General features: G+C 41.4%; 8 protein-coding genes. 6 read left to right on the top strand and 2 right to left on the bottom strand.

What is annotated here, in order from left to right:
- Window positions 1-43: 43 nt before the first annotated feature.
- Entirely contained in the window at window positions 44-1,222 is a 1,179-nt protein-coding gene (devC, locus tag UYK_RS0121420) for an ABC transporter permease DevC (RefSeq protein ID WP_009756813.1), read from the bottom strand.
- A gap of 106 nt (window positions 1,223-1,328) precedes the next feature.
- The gene (locus UYK_RS0121415; RefSeq protein WP_009756812.1) at window positions 1,329-2,528 is read right to left on the bottom strand and encodes an ABC exporter membrane fusion protein; all 1,200 of its coding nucleotides are present in this window, start codon (window positions 2,526-2,528) and stop codon (window positions 1,329-1,331) included.
- Between the two features lie 805 nt (window positions 2,529-3,333).
- On the opposite strand from UYK_RS0121415, the gene UYK_RS0121410 reads away from it, so the two are divergent.
- The 6 genes from UYK_RS0121410 (at window position 3,334) to UYK_RS0121385 (ending at window position 18,691) form a co-directional block, all read left to right on the top strand.
- A complete protein-coding gene (locus UYK_RS0121410) occupies window positions 3,334-4,683 on the top strand; it encodes a ParB/RepB/Spo0J family partition protein (protein ID WP_009756811.1) in 1,350 nt (449 codons plus the stop codon).
- An 893-nt stretch (window positions 4,684-5,576) separates the two neighbouring features.
- The gene (locus UYK_RS0121405) at window positions 5,577-5,855 is read left to right on the top strand and encodes a hypothetical protein (protein ID WP_009756810.1); all 279 of its coding nucleotides are present in this window, start codon (window positions 5,577-5,579) and stop codon (window positions 5,853-5,855) included.
- A gap of 277 nt (window positions 5,856-6,132) precedes the next feature.
- Window positions 6,133-11,463 carry a type I polyketide synthase gene (locus tag UYK_RS0121400; protein ID WP_016872137.1) on the top strand — a complete coding sequence of 1,777 codons (5,331 nt, stop codon included), beginning with the start codon at window positions 6,133-6,135 and terminating at the stop codon, window positions 11,461-11,463.
- Between the two features lie 91 nt (window positions 11,464-11,554).
- Window positions 11,555-12,142 (top strand): peptidase associated/transthyretin-like domain-containing protein, encoded by a 588-nt coding sequence (locus UYK_RS0121395; protein ID WP_016872136.1) that lies wholly within the window; start codon window positions 11,555-11,557, stop codon window positions 12,140-12,142.
- Between the two features lie 165 nt (window positions 12,143-12,307).
- Complete coding sequence (locus tag UYK_RS0121390) at window positions 12,308-14,047, top strand: SDR family NAD(P)-dependent oxidoreductase (RefSeq protein ID WP_009756807.1); 1,740 nt, start codon at window positions 12,308-12,310, stop codon at window positions 14,045-14,047.
- Window positions 14,048-14,098: 51 nt separating this feature from the next.
- The gene (locus tag UYK_RS0121385; RefSeq protein WP_016872135.1) at window positions 14,099-18,691 is read left to right on the top strand and encodes a PfaB family protein; all 4,593 of its coding nucleotides are present in this window, start codon (window positions 14,099-14,101) and stop codon (window positions 18,689-18,691) included.
- Window positions 18,692-18,783: the final 92 nt, after the last annotated feature.

The following is an 18,783-nucleotide window of genomic DNA, read 5'->3' as shown; positions in this document are numbered from 1 at the left end:
AGGATTTTTACCAATTACCAATTACCCATTACCCATTACCAATTTAAAAAATATCTGCTGGGTCTGTGGAGCGGAGTTTGTTGATAGCTAATGCACCAGATGTCATACACATTAATATTGTTGAGATGAAAACAATTACTGCATTTTGAGTACTCATCATAATGGGTAGTTTAGTTGCTTCCATAGCAAAATCATATAAGAAGATAGAGATAAAAAAACCTGGAATATAACCTAGTACTGATAATATGAAAGCTTGTTGAAATACAACATTCAATAAGTAATTATTTTCATAGCCGATGGCTTTTAAGGTTGCATAAGCGACGAGTTGAGTGGAGATATTACTGTAAAGAATTTGATAAACAATCACAATACCAACAACTGAAGCCATTGAAAGCATAAGATTGAGAATGAAACCAATTGGTGTTCTTGTCGCCCAATATTCTTTTTCAAAATCAATAAACTCTTGGTGAGTAAAAAGTTTCACGTCGTCAGGTAAATTACTTTGCAATTCTGCTTTTACCTTTTGGGGATTAGCACCTGGTTGCAGTGAAATCACGCCTACATCAATCATTTCTGAGGGACGGCTGTTAGGAAATATCCTCAAAAAAGTTGTGTCACTGACTATCAAGTTTCCATCCACACCGAAGGATGGGCCTAAACCGAATAAGCCACCAACTCTAACTCTATAACCTCTCAATGAATCAAAGGGAAATATTTCTAGTATCTGTTCGGCATTTTCCTGAATAAATTTCTGGGCAACTGGCCCAAATTCTGGGCGGGAATTACGATCAAAAAGTACAACATCAGGCACTTTAATTTTATCTATGTTCTTTTCAACCTCTGGCATGTTCATGATCGGTCTTCCTGGTTCAAAACCAATCACATAAATTGAATATTTCTCACCGTTTTCGGGGTTTTTAAATTTAGCAAATCCCAAATATATGGGGCTAACTGACTCTACACCATCAAACCCCAAAGCTTGATACAATCTAGTCCGAAAAAAGCTTTGGATTGCTGTCAAAGATTTATATTGAGAACTGACTAAAAATAAATCGCCTTGGAGATTACGATGCACTTGAGTAGCACTGGAGTAAAGAGCATCTTGAAATCCAAGTTGCATAAACATCAAAATCACAATAAAACCAATGCCAGCCACAGCTACTAGAGAACGAATTCTGTTTCTGACTAGTTGCAACCATGCCAGAGGAATTTTAAACACCATGATTTGGTAATTGGTAATTGGTAATTGGTAATTGGTAGTTAGTGGTTAGTGGTAAAAAACCAGCTTGACTACTTTGTTTTGTCGGTGATTTAACTGCTGGGAGTAGCTAAATTTTAATAGCCACATCTACCTGTAAGTTAGTTAAACCAGAGACGAGTTGACTATCTGCTGGGTTATCGATGCGGATTTTTACTTGCACGACTCTGCGGTCTGTATCTGCACCTGGATTAATACTTAAGATATTTTGTCTGTCAACGAGTAAACCGATTTCGCTGACAGTTCCTTGCAATTTTCTACCAGGGAAGGCGGTGCTGGTAATGGTTGCTTTTTGACCTATACGTACTTTCTGAATATCTGTTTGGTAAACTTCTGCGATCGCGCACATTTGAGAAGTTTTACCTATCTCTACAATACCGTTAGTGGCGACTACTTCTCCTGATTTGGCGTGAGTTTTCAAAACTTTACCAGTTACAGGAGATTTTACGTAAGTTAGTTCATGTTGGGCTTGTGCTTGTTTCACAGCAGACATTGCACTCTTGAGTTCGGCTTCTGCTAGGCGCACATCTGTGGGACGCACCTCTTTTATACTTCCTAGTCTGGCTTTAGACTCTCTGAGTTGTTCTTGGAGAGTATCAACAGTGCGAGCTAGGGCTGCTTTACCTTCAGCAAGCTGTTGTTGCAAGGTTTTGAGCTGTAAAGCTTTGCTCTCTGCTGTAGATGCGGAAATCGCACCTTCTCTATATAGTTGTTGATAGCGGTTGTTTTCGGTTTCAGCATTTTGAACTTGGGCTTGGAGACTAGCTATAGCTGCTTGCTGGGTGTTTACTTCTCCTTGTAATTGCCATTCTACTCGAGCGATCGCTGCTTTTTGGGCTTCTATATCACCACTCTTTGCCCCTGCTTTGACCTGTGCTAATTTAGCTTGAGCAACCGTGACATTGTCTAAAGCTTGTTGTACAGCTACAAGAGTACGTGTATATCCTTCCAGCAACGCTACTACTTGACCTGCCTTTACTTGATCTCCTTCTTTCACCAACAGTTTTTCTACTCGTACACCAGTTAATGAACTCGGAGCAGACAGCTGAGTGATTTCGCCATCAGGTACTATCCGCCCTAAAGCAGTCACCGCAACTCTTGCAGGTGCAGCCTTGGCAAGCTTTTTTGGTTCTGTTTGAACCTGAGAGCGAAGTAACAACAAACTAAAGAAAGACACCAAGCCAGTAGCAAAAGCAATAGAAACCGCCAAAAAAATTCCCCACCTAGTTACAGGTTTTGCGAAGAACAAGTTTTTCTTGTCTGCTGTCATATTTTTGTTGGTTGATAGTTAATTGTTGATCGTTGGCTGTTGATCGTTGGCTGTTGATCGTGGTTGTTGATGGATTTTACAAATAACTAACAACTAATCAAAAAGACTAACAATGACTGGGAGAAATATCAGTTATTAGTTATTGATCACTGCTCACTGAATTAATTCAGAAACCCAACAATACAAAAATACTGTTTTGGTATAAATGTAATTGTTCGCACAATCAACAGCAGCTTTACACCAAAATTTTCTCAATTTTACTCTTGGTAGAAAGCAGGTAAAGTAACCCCTGAACAATACAGAACTAAACTAAACTAAAAAACTTTAAGTCCAAATAGAAATCGAGACTAAAACGAAGCGGCAATGATATAAGCATCAAAAAACTCGCTTTCCAATATGGCAAAAAAGTTTGATTTTGTCAAGCTGTTAATTTGGGATTAGGAATCAGATAAGGCAGACAAGGAGGACAAGGAGGACAAGGGGAATTAGTTACTATGTTACTCTCCGCACACTCCCCGCACTCCACCCTCCTCACACTCGTCACGTTTCATTATCAGTTTTCTTTATCAATTAAAAGTCGCCATAGGGAACTTTTTTAGAATCATTGGCTTCAATAAGGTTGTAAGAAAAAGGATACAACGCCCAAATTTATCTGTGGAATCAATCCAAAATCGAAGATCCATGAATCATAAAACATCCTCATCAGAGTTCTCACAAAATTCATGTTTTTAATCACACTGGTGGAATAAGATCGGGTTTATCGTCTTGCGGGTGTTCTCATTGACGACATAGAAAAATAGCAATTATGCCTAAGATACCTATAGAAAAAATCAAAATTGGTGTGAATCGTCGTCCATTAAATGGCGAAAAAGTTAAGGATTTAAAAGAATCCATCCAGGCAAATGGGCTTTTAAACCCAATCACAGTAGATCAAAATCATAACTTGATTGCTGGGCTGCACCGTTTGACGGCGTGCCAGATGCTGGGTTTAGAGGAAATTGAGTGCAATGTTGTTAATTATGAAGATGCTGAGCAATCTCGTCTAGCGGAAATAGACGAAAATTTGATTCGCAATGAGCTAGAACCTTTAGAACGTAATGAGTTGTGGTTAGAACGGGAACAGATTCTCCAACGTATGGGACTGAGGGCAAAACCAGGAGATAATCAATATACTCTCAAAGGTAGTGCAACCATTTCACCACCAGCCAAAACTACCCGGGACATCGCAAAACAAACAGGTTTCTCTGAACGTACTTTACAGCAAGGTTTACAAATCGCTAAGGCGATTCATCCGGATGTAAAACAGCTTATTAAAGACACACCATTAGCTAAAAGTACTACAGCACAACTAGAAATAGCCAGAACTGCCACTGCTGAACGTACCTTAGCAGAAAAAGCGGAAGAAGCTGCACTATTAGCCAAAGCCAAGGGAGAAGAACAAGAAGCCGAACGACAAGCACAATTAGCAGCGCAAGCACGAGCCAAGCAAAAAGAGTTACAATTATTAGCTTTCAAAAGTGCGATCGCCCAAAAACAAGCGAAGTCAGCTGTGAAAAAAGCAGCCAATCGGGTACAACAGACAGATCACGAAGCAAACATTATTCTCAAAGAAGCACAAGTAAAAGTTGGTGATGAATTAATACTGGGTAGACATTTAGTTTATTGTGGCGATACCAGTAGTCAAGGTTTTAGACAACTTTTACCCTCAAATGCAGCTTTAGCGATCGCTACTCTATCACATACTTGGAACCATGATTACTTGGTCGACGAGGCAAGAATAGTCGCAGTAGTACGTTCCCAAGATAACATTTATGAGTTTTGCAGCCAAACTCGAATGCCATATCAGTATGAATTGATCATTAGTAACATGTATCTTGGCATCTTTTCTCATCAATCAATATCTAAGCCACAAACACCAATTCATATTGAAGGTATAGAGGGAATAATCAATTACCTCATCAATCTTTATACAAGTCACAAAGATCAATTTGTCATTGCGCCATTTATGGGCAATGGTGAAATTCTAAACGCCTGTGAAAGGATGGGGCGTATCTGTTTTATCGGAGATCAAAACCCAGAATTAGTCAGTCGCGAAATTATCCGTTGGGAAAAGTGGACTGGGAAAAAAGCCAGTAGAGGTGGGGGAGTGGGGTGATGGGGAAGGCGGGTGCAGTGAGTGGGGAGTGTGAGGAGTAGTGACGCAATAACTACTAACCACTGTACAGACGTGCCATGCCACGTCTCTACAACAACCAACCAACAACTAACCAATCCCAATAATGTAAATAAATATTGACTTAAATAACCTCTTAATATGTCTAGTTGATTTTTATTAAAAAAACAGCATCATGTCTAGCTGAATCATCGGCTTGTCATGAAAAATATACTGATGTTCATCACCTACAAAAATTAATTAATAACCTTGTTAATTTAATTCCCAAACCAATAGTTATTCAGGAAATTTATAAATAACTCATAACAGCTTTCTGCTTCTCTCGTTTCTTCAATAGTAATAAATGTTACTTTTTGAGAAATTTTCAAATTTAGATGATATTTTTTGCAAAATTGCCTTCTACGAACAATCCAGTTTATGCTGCTTATGCTAATCTTGGTATTAATTGTCATTCTTTTAGGCAATAAAGCTTATTAGTGAGTTAATAATTAATTTATTGAGAGTAAACAACCAACACTAAAAAAAGCTCCAATGCCATCATTAATGATTCAGTAAGTGGACATAATTAAACGTAAAATGCCAACTATTGAAATCAAATCAAGAAGCAGCTTTTTTCTTCTGTATTCTGACTTAAAAGTAACCTCAACCCGCTTATTGGACAACCCTCTACTTGCTAAGCAGAGGGGCTAGAGGTGAGGTTTTTGTTCATGCCTGGCGGTGAAACTTGTTTCAGAGATCCTGCCTTATACTTAGTTAAATCATTTGTACAAATGGCTTGTTAATTCAGATGAAAAGAGGTGTTTTTCTGTAACAAATTTGTCAAATAATGTTTGACTAAATTCATAGAATATATTATCTTGGAAGTCGAAACTGCTATGGCATTCATCAAGATTCAGAACATTATTATTAACACAAATTACATTGCCGCAGTTAAGCTAGATAATCAAACTAGCTCAGAAGTAAAAAGCGTTTCTGTCCTCATAGTTACTCCGAAGTTTCCACTATTCCAGTGTGAGAGTATCTCCCCCAATCTCCATAATTACGAATGGATAGAGTTCACAGGTCAGGCTGCTAACGCGCTACAAGACTACTTTACTAGTTACAACAACGTCATCGATTTATTACCACAATCTCAGGAATCGAGCGTTGTGTAATATTTTTGATCTAATTGCAACAGACACAAGCAAAATTATTTTCATTTAACGAACCGATTTGAGATTTTAGATTTGCGATTTTAGAATTGATGTTCCGAAAACTATTAATCCAAAATCCAAAATCCAAAATCCAAAATTCTCAGGGTGACATTTGCTATTGGGTGCTGATGTCCGTACAAGTATTTAGCTTTTGTGCATAGGATAACTGCTGCATTAATTCGCTACAGAAATAGTAGCAGTTCTATCATCCACATTACCAAAAATTAATCTATCTTCTATGTCTGCTCATTCAATTGAGATTGCCTTAGCGCAATTGGAAGAACAGATAAACAATTGCGAAAAGGCAGTGACGAGGTTTGTTGAGGTCAAAAAAAGGATGTCGGATAATTCTATGGGAATCGAAAAAATGAACAGAAAATTGCAGTATAATCCTATTGCTATTATTGGTATGGCTTCTTTGTTTCCCCAAGCTAAAAACTTGCGGGAATATTGGCAAAATATTGTTAATAAATTGGACTGTATAACCGACATTCCACCGACACACTGGAGTGTGGAAGATTACTACGACCCAAACCCCAGAACACCAGAAGACAAAACCTACTGCAAAAGAGGCGGATTTCTCCCCCATGTTGATTTTAACCCAATGGATTTTGGGATTCCGCCAAATATCTTGGAAGTTACAGATGTTTCGCAACTATTGAGCTTGCTAGTTGCCAAACAAGCAATGGAAGATGCTGGCTACGGCGAAAGCCGGGAATTTAATCGCGAAACTGTCGGTGTCATCTTAGGATCAGCAGCCCTCAAATTAGGAATTCCTCTTTCTGCCCGTCTACAATATCCAATTTGGAAAAAAGCCCTCAAAAGCAGTGGCTTGTCTGATGAAGATACCCAAAAAATCATTGAGAAAATCAAAAGTGCTTACGTCAAGTGGGATGAAAATGCTTTCCCCGGTATGTTAGCGAACGTCATTTCCGGACGTATTGCCAACCGTTTGAATTTAGGCGGGATAAATTGTACAGTTGACGCTGCTTGTGCTAGTTCCTTCGCAGCCTTGAAAATGGCAATTAGCGAGTTAGTTGAGCATCGCTGTGACATGATGCTGACTGGCGGTGTTGACACTGATAACTCAATCACAGCTTATATCAGTTTTAGCAAAACCCCAGCGGTGACTCCCAGTGAGACGGTGAGACCTTTCGATGCTCAATCCGATGGCATGATGTTGGGTGAAGGTATCGGTATAGTTGTTCTCAAACGCTTAGAAGATGCAGTCCGAGACAACGATAAAATCTATGCAGTCATCAAGGGCATTGGTACATCCAGCGATGGACGCTATAAAAGTATTTACGCTCCTCGCCAGGAAGGGCAAGTACAAGCATTGCGTCGTGCTTATGAAGATGCAGGGTTTCCGCCAGAAACTGTCGGTTTAATTGAAGCCCACGGTACAGGGACTATGGCGGGTGACCCAACCGAATTTAGCTCTTTACGAGAATTTTTTACCGAAAACAACTCTAAAAGACATCACATCGCCCTTGGTACAGTCAAATCTCAAATTGGGCATACAAAAGCAGCGGCTGGTGCAGCGAGTTTAATCAAAACAGCTTTGGCACTCCACCACAAGATCCTACCAGCCACAATTAATGTCACTGAACCCAACCCCAAACTTAACATCAAGAATTCCCCCTTTTATTTGAACACGGAAACAAGACCATGGATTCGCTCAGAAGGGGAAGCGCCAAGACGGGCGGGTGTCAGTTCCTTTGGCTTTGGTGGTACAAACTACCATGTCGTCTTGGAAGAATACGAAGGCGAACACAACCAAGCTTACCGCTTGCACGCTGCTCCTAGCGAAATAGTACTATTTGCTCAAACTCCAGCAGAGTTATTAAGCAGTTGTCAGGAAACTTTAGCTCAATTGCAGTCTGAGGCGGGTAATAAGAATTATGTCGAATTAGTGGAAGCTTGCAAAACCAAAGAAATTCCCCAAGGTGCTGCTAGGGTTGGTTTTGTAGCTGAGAATAGTGCTGAAGCTTGCAAGTTACTGCAAATTAGTATTGACTTGCTGAAAAACAAACCGACTGCAACATCCTGGGAACATCCCCAAGGTGTTTACTACCGCGCTTATGGTATGGAATTAGCCGGAAAAGTAGTAGCTTTATTTTCCGGGCAGGGTTCACAATACTTAAATATGGGTCGGGAATTAGTCATGAATTTCCCGGAAATGCGGAATCTCTATGGCTACATGGATAGCTTGTTACGCAAAGATAACTTACAGCCACTATCTGAGATCGTTTTTCCCCATCCCGTATTTGAAGAGACAGAAAAGAATGCCCAAGTTGCGGCATTACAAAAGACACAATACGCTCAACCTGCCATCGGGATGTTGAGTGCAGGCATGTATAAAATTCTGCAACAATCTGGATTTAAGGCAGATTTCGTTGCTGGACACAGTTTTGGTGAACTGACAGCATTGTGGGCGGCGGGAGTGTTGAGTGATGCAGATTACTGTTTCCTTGTGAAAGCACGGGGACAAGCAATGGCAGCACCCCAAGATCCCAATTATGATACGGGAGCAATGCTGGCGGTCAAAGAAGACCTGAGTAAGGTAGAAGCTGTAATCAGGAATTATCCTCAGGTGGCGATCGCTAACTTTAATTCACCCTGCCAAGTCGTCTTAGCAGGTCCCACGAATGCCATTACCCAAGTAAAGGATGCATTACACAAACAAGGATATGCAGCCGTTTCCCTACCAGTATCCGCAGCTTTCCATACACCGCTAATTGCCTTTGCGCAAAAATCCTTTGCGATCGCCATTAAAAATGTTACCTTCCAAATTCCCCAAATCCCTGTTTACACCAACGTTACAGGTAAGGAATATCCCAAAGAACCTGCATTAATTCAAAAAACTCTCGAAACCCACCTCTCTAACTCCGTACTATTTAAGCAGGAGATCGAAAATATCTACGCAGCTGGGGGTTACTGCTTCGTGGAATTTGGGCCAAGAAATATTCTTACCAACTTAATCAAAGATATCTTAGGCGATCGCCCCCATATGGCGATCGCACTCAACCCCAGCGCCCAAAAGAACAGCGATCATTCTTTGCGCGAAGCCGCCGTACAACTGCGTGTTGCGGGTATGTCTCTGAAAAACCTCGACCCCTACCAACTACCACCAGTAATTGCTGAACCGCCGAAAAACAAAGGTTTGAACGTTAAATTATGCGGTAGTAACTACGTATCAGACAAAACGAAAATGGCATTTGAGCAAGCATTGCACAATGGGCAAACAGTGAAATTGCAACCCAGTGAAACAACCATAACCGTAAATTCTACTCCTGTTGCCACTCCTGCGATCGCATTACCACAAACTAACGGCACTAACGGACACAGCAAACAAACGCACTCAGTAAAAGACACAGTTCAGATGGTTCAAGGGAAAGAAATAAAAAGTAACGGTAATTCCCAATCTCTAATCCCTACCTCCCACACTCCCCATCTCCCCATTCCCGAGTTCCCCGCTCCCCACTCCCCCATGCAGTCAGAAATCCCAGACAAACTTGTAAATTACCAAAGAGTTTTAGAAAGCTTAGAATACGTCCTGACACAATTTCAACAAAATCAAAGCGAAAATTTACAAGTTCATTCCCACTATCTCAGCCATCAGATGGAATATGCCAAAACCTTCTTCCAACTGATGCAGCAGCAGAATTCCCTGCTTGCTAACGGCAAACATTCAGCAGATGCAGCCAAGCTGAAACCAAGCATCATCGAAAGCTTAGACCGTAGCATGATGCAGTTTCACGCCCAACAAGGTGAAACCCTACGTATTCATGAGCAATATCTCAAAGAACAGGTAGAATACACCAAAAACTTCTTTCAACTCGTTCAGCAAGAATACTCCCAACTCATCAACGAAGGTGCAACTACTCAACCAGTAATTTCTACAAATGGGAAAATAGGGACACCAGAAGAAGTTAAAATTATCAAAGAAGTCACACAAGTAACAGAAGTCAAACCAGTCAAAGAAACAACACAAGAAAACACCTCTCTATCTTCCCCCACTCCCCCCACCTCTGCGACACCGACCGTCAGCACACCATCAGCAACACCAGCACCAACCATTGATCTATCTGATTTAGATCAAACTTTGCTAGCCATCACCAGCGAAAAAACTGGTTATCCCATCGAGATGCTAGAACTCGATATGGACATGGAAGCAGACTTGGGAATTGACTCGATCAAACGAGTAGAAATCATGGGTGCGTTGCAAGAAAAATACCCCGACCTACCCAAGCCAAGTAATGTAGAAGAACTGGCGGAACTACGTACCATCGGTCAAATCGTCCAGTATCTACAATCGTTAGTTTTTACCCCCGCATCAGTGGAGGATAAGAAAGACAAGGGAAACAACATAGAAAGTATTTTTACTCCCCACCTCCCCACCTCCCCATCCCCCACACCCGACCTCTCCTCTGGTGTACCTGAATTCAGCAACGACTCCACCGCAGTTAGCGAAAGTGTCGCAGTCGCCGCCGAACCAATCATCACTGTTACGGAAACAGCAACTTCCACAGCAGAGGTTGACTTAAGTAACTTAGCTGAAACTCTGTTAGCTATTACTAGCGAAAAAACAGGTTATCCAGTCGAGATGTTAGAACTCGACATGGACATGGAAGCAGACTTGGGAATTGACTCAATCAAACGGGTAGAAATCATGGGGGCGTTACAAGAAAAATACCCCGACCTACCGAAACCGAGTAATGTAGAAGAACTAGCAGAACTACGCACCATCGGTCAAATAGTTGAGTACCTCCAGAAACTAGCTGGGGCTGAAAAAAAAAAGCAGCAGCATGAATCTGTTAACCAGCTAGACGAGTCAGTACCCAACGTCCAACGTCGTCCAGCCAAGCTGCAAATTCTGCCTCCACCAGACTTTTGGGAATTCCCCATACCAGAGGGACACATCGCCCTCATCACCGACGATGGTTCCCTCACTACCACCAAAGTTGCAGAATTACTGAATCAACGGGGATGGAAAGTAGTAGTCTTAAAGTTACCTCCATCCCTCGTTCCCGAAAAATCGCCCTTACCAGCAGGTGTGAATCGCGTTACCTTACAAGATGCAACAGAGGAACATTTACAACAACAATTAGCAGCGATCGCTACTCATTACGGTAACGTTGGCGCATTTATTCACATTCACCCCGTCTTCCAGGCGAACCATAACAGTAGTGTTGCCTATTTCCCAGAAGAAAAAGCGATTATTAAGCAAGTTTTCTTCATAGCCAAACATCTGAAAAAATCTCTCAACGCAGCAGCTAATCACGGACGCAGCTGTTTCTGTACCGTAGCACGTTTAGATGGGGCTTTTGGAGTAGAACACAAAGTTAACTTCGGGGCGATTGGTGCAGGTTTATTTGGATTAACCAAAACCATGATTTGGGAGTGGCCAAAAGTATATTGTCGGGCAATAGACCTTAGTCCTGATTTTAGCGCTGAAACATCAGCACAGTACATCGTTGCTGAACTTCACGACCCCAATCGTTATCTTACCGAAGTAGCCTATGGTTCCCAGGGAAGAGTAACTTTGGTTAGCGTACCCGATAGATAAGACATGGGATGTGAGAGGTGTGTAGACACGCAAGTGGCTTCCCGTAGTGTGGGGTATGAGAGGTATGAGGAGTATGAGGGGTGTGAGGGGTATGAGAATTACAAGGATAAAATATTTTTTTACTCCTCACACTTCCCCCACTCCTCACACTCCCCCTACTTTTCCTACTCCCCCCACTCCCACTAAAGATATGTCCAAGCATCAAACAATTACCTATCTTGGCCGTGTTATTGACCAAAAAAAACAAGCCCCAATTAGTAGGGCTAAAGTTTTATTAACCTATGAAGGTAATACCTTGATTACCTACACAGATTTAGAAGGAATATATAGATTAACTATTAACTTTAATAATAGTAATTCATTGCAGGCTCAATTATCTATTCAAGCCAATGGTTATAAAAGTTATAACTCTTTGATAAAATTGTCACCAAAACAGAAAGACCTTGGTGATATTAGGCTGGTTGATATTAATTCTAATTTGAGTTCATCTTCTAATCTCAAATCAAGTGAGACTGTAAGCTCAAGTTTGAGTTCCACATCTCTAGAGAATAGTTTTGTTCCTTTACCAATAATCATAGCGATCATGATGGTGATGTTTTTAATGATGGCGATCGCTTTTAAACCTTCACCTCAAAAAACTCCTGGTAATAGGCGTGATACGGTTAGTTATATCTATTAGTATTTAAGGTTTTGATGTTATGCGAACACCGATGCACACTGATGAACACAGATGTTTGATTAGTATTAATAGTTTTGTGATTTAAGAGTATTTCAAAAGGAATCTCCAGGATTTATTGTAATAATTCATAACTCAAATTCATAATTTTTTGCGTGAGGATAATTTATGATTACAGCAAGTCATATTCGCCCCGCATCTGTTTTTCTTGTTAGTGGTGGTGCTAAGGGAATTACAGCTAAGTGTGTCATTAAATTAGCACAGCAGCATCCTTGTAAGTTTATTTTGCTAGGACGTTCGGAACTTTTAGAAACAGAACCTGATTTTGCTCACAATTGTTTTGATGAAGCAACATTAAAAAAACGCATCATGGAATATCTTCTTTCCACTGGAGAGAAACCCACACCCATGAGTGTACAAAAATTATATAATCAACTAGCATCAAGTCGAGAAATTAAAGAAACATTAGCAGCAATTCAACAAGCAGGTGGAGAGGCTGAATATATTAGTGTAGATGTCACTGATACTTTAGCTTTGAATCAAAAAATTACTGCTACTGTTGAACGTATGGGTGAAATTACAGGCATCATTCATGGTGCTGGTAATTTGGCTGATAAATTGATTGAAAAGAAAACAGAACAGGATTTTGAAAAAGTTTATACAGCCAAAGTTCAAGGGCTAGAAAATATTTTAGCTTGTGTCAAACCTAGCCAGATAGAACATTTAGTTTTGTTCTCTTCCGTAACTGGTTTTTACGGTAACATCGGACAATCTGATTACGCGATCGCTAACGAAATTCTCAACAAATCAGCCCACTTATTCAAGCAAAAATATCCCCAATGTCACGTCGTCGCCATCAATTGGGGAGGTTGGGATAGCGGTATGGTGACACCAGAATTGAAAAAAGAATTCGCCCGCCGGGGTATTGATATTATCCCAGTAGAAGCAGGAACACAAATGTTAGTTAGAGAACTGCATCCTGTTCATCACAATACCACACAAGTGGTCATCGGCAGCCCCATGCCCACACCTGCTGCGCCTCTAGATTCTGAACTTCGTACCTATCGCATCCGTCGCAAACTTACACTTGCAGCAAATCCCTTCCTACACGATCATGTCATTGCTGGGAATCCGGTTTTACCTGCTACCTGTGCAGTGTCATGGATGTCTGATGTTTGCGAAAAATTATATCCAGGATATAAAGCATTCAGTAGCACAGACTTCCGCATCTTCAAAGGAATTACCTTTAACGAAACCCTCGCAGATGAATACATTCTCGACTTACAAGAAACATCCAAAAATCTCGATCATCACGAAATAAATTTCCTGTGCAAAATCTGGAGTAAAACACCAGAAGGTAAAACCATATATCACTTCAGTACCCAAGTTAAACTCCTGCGTGATATTCCTCCCGCCCCCATCTATGAAAAACTGAACCTTGTAGAAGATAACATCATCACCACCACAGGTAAAGACTTTTATCAAACAGGAGAATCAGCATTATTTCATGGCCCGTCTTTTCAACAACTTAAAAGAGTCATAAATATTACTCCTGAGAAAATCACCGTTGAATGTTTTTGGAAAGAAATCGACAAAACCAAACAAGGCCAATTTCCAGCCTATTGGATCAATGGATTCACAACCGATTTAAGTACCCATCCCTTATGGATTTGGCTACATCATTACCATCAAGAAATCTGTCTACCAGGACAACAAGAAAAATATGAACAATTTGCCAAAATTCCCTATAACCAATCCTTCTACGTCTCCTGTGAAGTTAAAAGTAAAACCCAAACAGGCGTCATTGCCGATTTCTTCGTACACGACAAACAAGGAAAAATCTACTCACAACTTCTCGGAGGTAAAGGTATCATCTTCCCAGCCAAATTAATGCAACCAAAAGCATAAAAACTCTGTTTACCCCCTGTGTTTAAAGCATTCAGACTTAGGAGTTACCCCGTGGAAAAAATCGCCATTATCGGATTCTCATGCCTATTTCCCGACGCCAAAAATCCTGAAGAATTCTGGCAAAACCTTATCCAAAAAAAAGATTCCACATCATCCATAACTTCTGAAGAACTAGGGGTAGATCCACAAATATTTTACGAACCCACCAAAGGCAAACCAGATAAAATCTACTCCCTTAAAGGCGGATTCATCCGTGATTTTCAATTTGATTCTACTGGCTACAAACTACCAGCAGAATTACTAGAAAAACTAGATAATACCTTTAAATGGTCACTGCATGTTGCCAAACAAGCTTTGCAACATAGTGGTTACTTAAATCAAGAATCTGTTCTCTCTCAATGTGGAGTCATATTAGGTACACTCTCCCTCCCCACCAAAGCATCTAATCAACTATTTGCACCCATTTATCAGCAAGTTCTCACACCAGCAATCAGAGAACTCATACAACAGCAAGAATTTGATTTAGCTAGTTTATATTCTTCTGAGCAAGCTTCATTTTATAATGCGATGATATCAGGCTTACCAGCTGCAATTATCGCTCAAGCTTTCTCACTATCAAATATACATTTTTGTATCGATGCTGCCTGTTCATCACCACAGTATGCTATCAGGCTGGCATCCCATTATTTGTGGACACACAAAGCTGATTTGATGTTAGCAGGTGGTATCAGCTGTGCAGATCCGCTATTTATTAGAATGTTGTTTTCCGGTATTCAAGGATATCCGGAGAATAATGATATTAGCCGTCCTTTAGATAAATTATCGCGGGGGATGCTGACTGCGGAAGGTGCAGGGATGGTGGTACTGAAGCGATATAGTGATGCCAAAAGAGATGGCGATCGCATTTATGCGACGATCACAGGTAACGGTCTTTCCAATGATGGTCGGGGTAAACACTTACTCAGCCCCAATTCCAAAGGACAAACTCTTGCTTTTGAACGCGCCTACCAAGAAGCACAAATCAGTCCTAACAAAATTGATTACATGGAGTGCCATGCTACGGGGACATTGTTAGGCGATACCACCGAGTTCCAATCCATAGAAAACTTCTTCGGTAAATACCAAGCCACACCTTTACTCGGTTCTGTGAAATCTAACGTTGGTCACTTGCTCACAGCTGCTGGCAGCGTTAGCTTAATTAAAGTGCTGATGAGTATGTCTAATGGTGTGATTCCAGCCACAATCAATATTACAGAACCGATGGGTGTCGGCAACAGTGTTGTCTCACCGCAACAAATTGTCACCAGCACCACCAATTGGCCGGGAAATCAACCAGTAAAACGCGCTGCTATCAGTGCGTTTGGTTTGGGCGGAACTAATGCCCACATGATTTTAGAGCAAGGAAATACAACAGAACCAATCACACCACAAGAAGCCTTACACCCAGCCAAGCTTGCCATTGTCGGGATGGATGCCTTTTTTGGTGGCTGCGATGGTTTAGATGCTTTTGAACGCAGTATTTACGAAGGTAAACAACATTTTATTCCCTTACCTCCTCAAAGATGGTACGGGGTAGAAAAGCAAACAGAGTTATTGAAAAAATATGGTTTAGCTGACGGGAAACCGCCATTAGGCGCATACATTACAGATTTTGAAATTGATACAGTTTCTAGCAAAATTCCGCCCAATGAACTCGAAAAACTCAATCAACAACAATTATTATTGTTGAAAGTTGCGGAACGTGCTTTAAAAGATGCAGGCATTAAAGAAGGTGCAAATGTAGCAGTAATAATTGCCACGGAAACGGAATTTTCTGCACATCATTTACAGCAAAGATGGAATTTAGCCTGGCAGATAAAAGAAGGCTTAATTGCTCGAGAAATTTCTCTACCAACTGATAAAGTTGACCAATTAGAAACCATCATTAAAGATGGGATGCATCATCCCGTTGAAAGCAGCGAATATGTAAGTTACATCGCCAATATTATGGCGAGTCGCATTTCTTCACTGTGGGATTTCACTGCACCTGTTTTTACGATCACTGCCGGCGAAAATTCCACTTTCAAAGTTTTAGAAGTAGCCCAACATTTACTCACAACCGGGGAAGCAGAAGCTGTACTTGTGGGTGCAGTTGATTTAGCTGGCGGGATGGAAAATGTATTGTTGCGAAATCAAAGGGCAGCAATTAATTCTGGTGCAAATACCCTCAGCTACGACCAAAAAGTCAATGGCTGGATGGTTGGTGAAGGTGCAGGCGCAATAGTATTAAAGTTGCATGAAACTGCTAAAAAAGCAAGCGATCGCATTTACGCAGCCGTTGATGCCATCAGTTTTGTGCAAGATAGTTTGGGTAAAAGTAATGCCAAAGCCGTTCACCAAGTTAGCCAGCAAGCTTTGTTAATGGCAGGTATTAAACCATCAGAGGTCAATTATTTAGAAGTTTACGGCAGTGGTAACAAAGAAGAAGATGCAGCCGAAATCACAGGTTTGCTTCAGGCTTATCCAGGAAATGCCAATGATTTAAACTGTGCAATTGGCAGCATCAAAGCCAATATCGGTCATACATACACTGCATCGGGAATTGCTAGTTTAATCAAAACAGCCCTGTGTCTTTATTACAGATATATTCCAGCTACACCCAATTGGACTGGAGTCAAAGGTAAAGAACTTTGGCAAAGCAGAGAACTCATCTCCCCATCACCCTTCTACGTCGCCACAGAATCAAGACCTTGGTTTCTCGATAAACAAGCTACAAAAAGAATTGCTGCTATCAATAGCATAGGAATAGATGGTACTTACGCCCACGTCATCTTATCAGAAGAACCAGAACAACAAGAACGCAGCAGCAGATTTTTACAGCAAACTCCATTTTATTTACTCCCGATTACCGGACGCGATCGCACTGATTTACTCACCCAACTTGATACCCTCGAAAACACCATAAATAACGGTACTTCCCTTGCCAACACTGCTAACCTAGCCTTTGCTAACTATAAACTCGATGCCACTGCCAACTACATCTTAGTAATTCTGGCACACAACCAAAACGAACTTACTAGAGAAATCGCAGCCGCCAGAAAAGGTATAGACAACGCCTTTGCCAAACAAGAAGATTGGCAAACACCATTAGGCAGTTACTTCACAGCCAAACCACTCGGTAAACGTGGCGGAGTAGCTTACGTCTATCCCGCAGCAGTCAACTCCTATCTAGGAATTGCCCGTAAACTCTTCCGTCTATTCCCCAACATCCTCGACGACATCGCCATCAAAGAACTACAAAACCTCGTCGCCGATATCTCCCGCGTCGTCTTTCCCAGAAGCTTAAACAAACTTTCATCCCGCCAACTCGAAACCCTCGAACAGCAATTTCTCGATGATCCTCTAGCGATCTTTGACGTAGATATGCTGTTTACCAGATTCATCACCCAAATCATCCGTGATCAATTCCAAGTAAAACCCGAATTCGTCTTTGGTTATAGCTTGGGTGAAACCAGTATGATGTCTGCGGTAGGTATTTGGGATAACTTCACCCAAGGAATCCGCGCCCTCCACGCCTCCCCCCTATTTGCCAACAGATTATCTGGTGCAAAAAACGCCGTTCGCGAGTATTGGCAACTACCACCTACCCACGATAATAACCTCTGGGCGAACTACGTCCTCATGACAACCCCATCCCAAGTTAGAGAATACCTCAAACACGAGAAGCGCGTCTTCCTCACCCAAATCAACACACCAGAAGAAATCGTCATCGCCGGTCAACCAGCAGCTTGTGAAAGAATCATTCAAATTCTAGGCTGCAACGCCTTCCGCGCCCCCTTCGATCACGTCATTCACTGCGAGGCGATGCGTTCCGAATATAATGAGATTGCCAGAGTCAACACCCTACCCATCCAGAAAAACCTACCAAACGTCACTCTCTACTCCGCTGCTGAGTACGGCCCCATGAGAATAGACAGTGGGGCGATCGCCAACAGTATCGCCACAGGTTTATCCCAACAGCTAGATTTTCCCCGCCTAGTCAACCGAGTCTACGACGATGGGGCCAGAATCTTTATCGAAACAGGTGCAGGTAACATCTGTTCACGCTGGATAGATAAAATTCTTGCTCACAAAGACCACATCACCGTACCCCTAAATCGCAGAGGCTTAGACGACCATTCTGGTCTCATCAAAGCCCTAGCAAAACTCGTCAGCCATCAAGTATCAATTGACATCTCACCACTCTACACCCAAGTAACAGAAACTAATAAAAAATCCAAACTTACCCTCAAAAAAGTCACCCTGGGTGGACAAAGCATTACCGATAAAATTTTAACCCAACAAAACAAACAACTCTTCTGCAACATCTCCACGACTACAACAAAATCCCAACCCATCAATCCTCCTGCGACTCAACCAGAAGAAATGCCAATACAAAATATCATGGATAACAGCTTAGAGCCAAAAGCAGAAGTACAATTTGTTGAGTCAACCCAACCCATCACCATCCTCAGCCAGTCTCATTACCAACAACTGAACGCCAATAACTTCCGAGTTCATAAAACCCATGACGCCTTCTTACAATCTCGTCAAGAATTTAGCAAACAAATCAGCGAACTAATTCAATTACAACTCGCTTGCGCTGAAAATTTACTGAGTGAGTAAAGACTTCTCCTCATTATTGGCGTCCTTGGCGTCTTGGCGGTTGAAAAATAAATATTAAACCGCCAAGACGCAGAGAACGCCAAGAAAAAGAT

It is taken from the genome of Fischerella thermalis PCC 7521, from assembly GCF_000317225.1.
Lineage (GTDB): Bacteria > Cyanobacteriota > Cyanobacteriia > Cyanobacteriales > Nostocaceae > Fischerella > Fischerella thermalis.
This window is presented reverse-complemented; position numbering and strand designations above follow the sequence as displayed.

Excerpts from the sequence above, each read along its gene's own strand:
- UYK_RS0121415 (WP_009756812.1), bottom strand. The coding sequence starts at position 2,528 with ATGACAGCAGACAAGAAAAACTTGTTCTTCGCAAAACCTGTAACTAGG.
- UYK_RS0121410 (WP_009756811.1), top strand. The coding sequence starts at position 3,334 with ATGCCTAAGATACCTATAGAAAAAATCAAAATTGGTGTGAATCGTCGT.
- devC (WP_009756813.1), bottom strand. The coding sequence starts at position 1,222 with ATGGTGTTTAAAATTCCTCTGGCATGGTTGCAACTAGTCAGAAACAGA.
- UYK_RS0121405 (WP_009756810.1), top strand. The coding sequence starts at position 5,577 with ATGGCATTCATCAAGATTCAGAACATTATTATTAACACAAATTACATT.
- UYK_RS0121395 (WP_016872136.1), top strand. The coding sequence starts at position 11,555 with ATGAGAATTACAAGGATAAAATATTTTTTTACTCCTCACACTTCCCCC.
- UYK_RS0121400 (WP_016872137.1), top strand. The coding sequence starts at position 6,133 with ATGTCTGCTCATTCAATTGAGATTGCCTTAGCGCAATTGGAAGAACAG.
- UYK_RS0121390 (WP_009756807.1), top strand. The coding sequence starts at position 12,308 with ATGATTACAGCAAGTCATATTCGCCCCGCATCTGTTTTTCTTGTTAGT.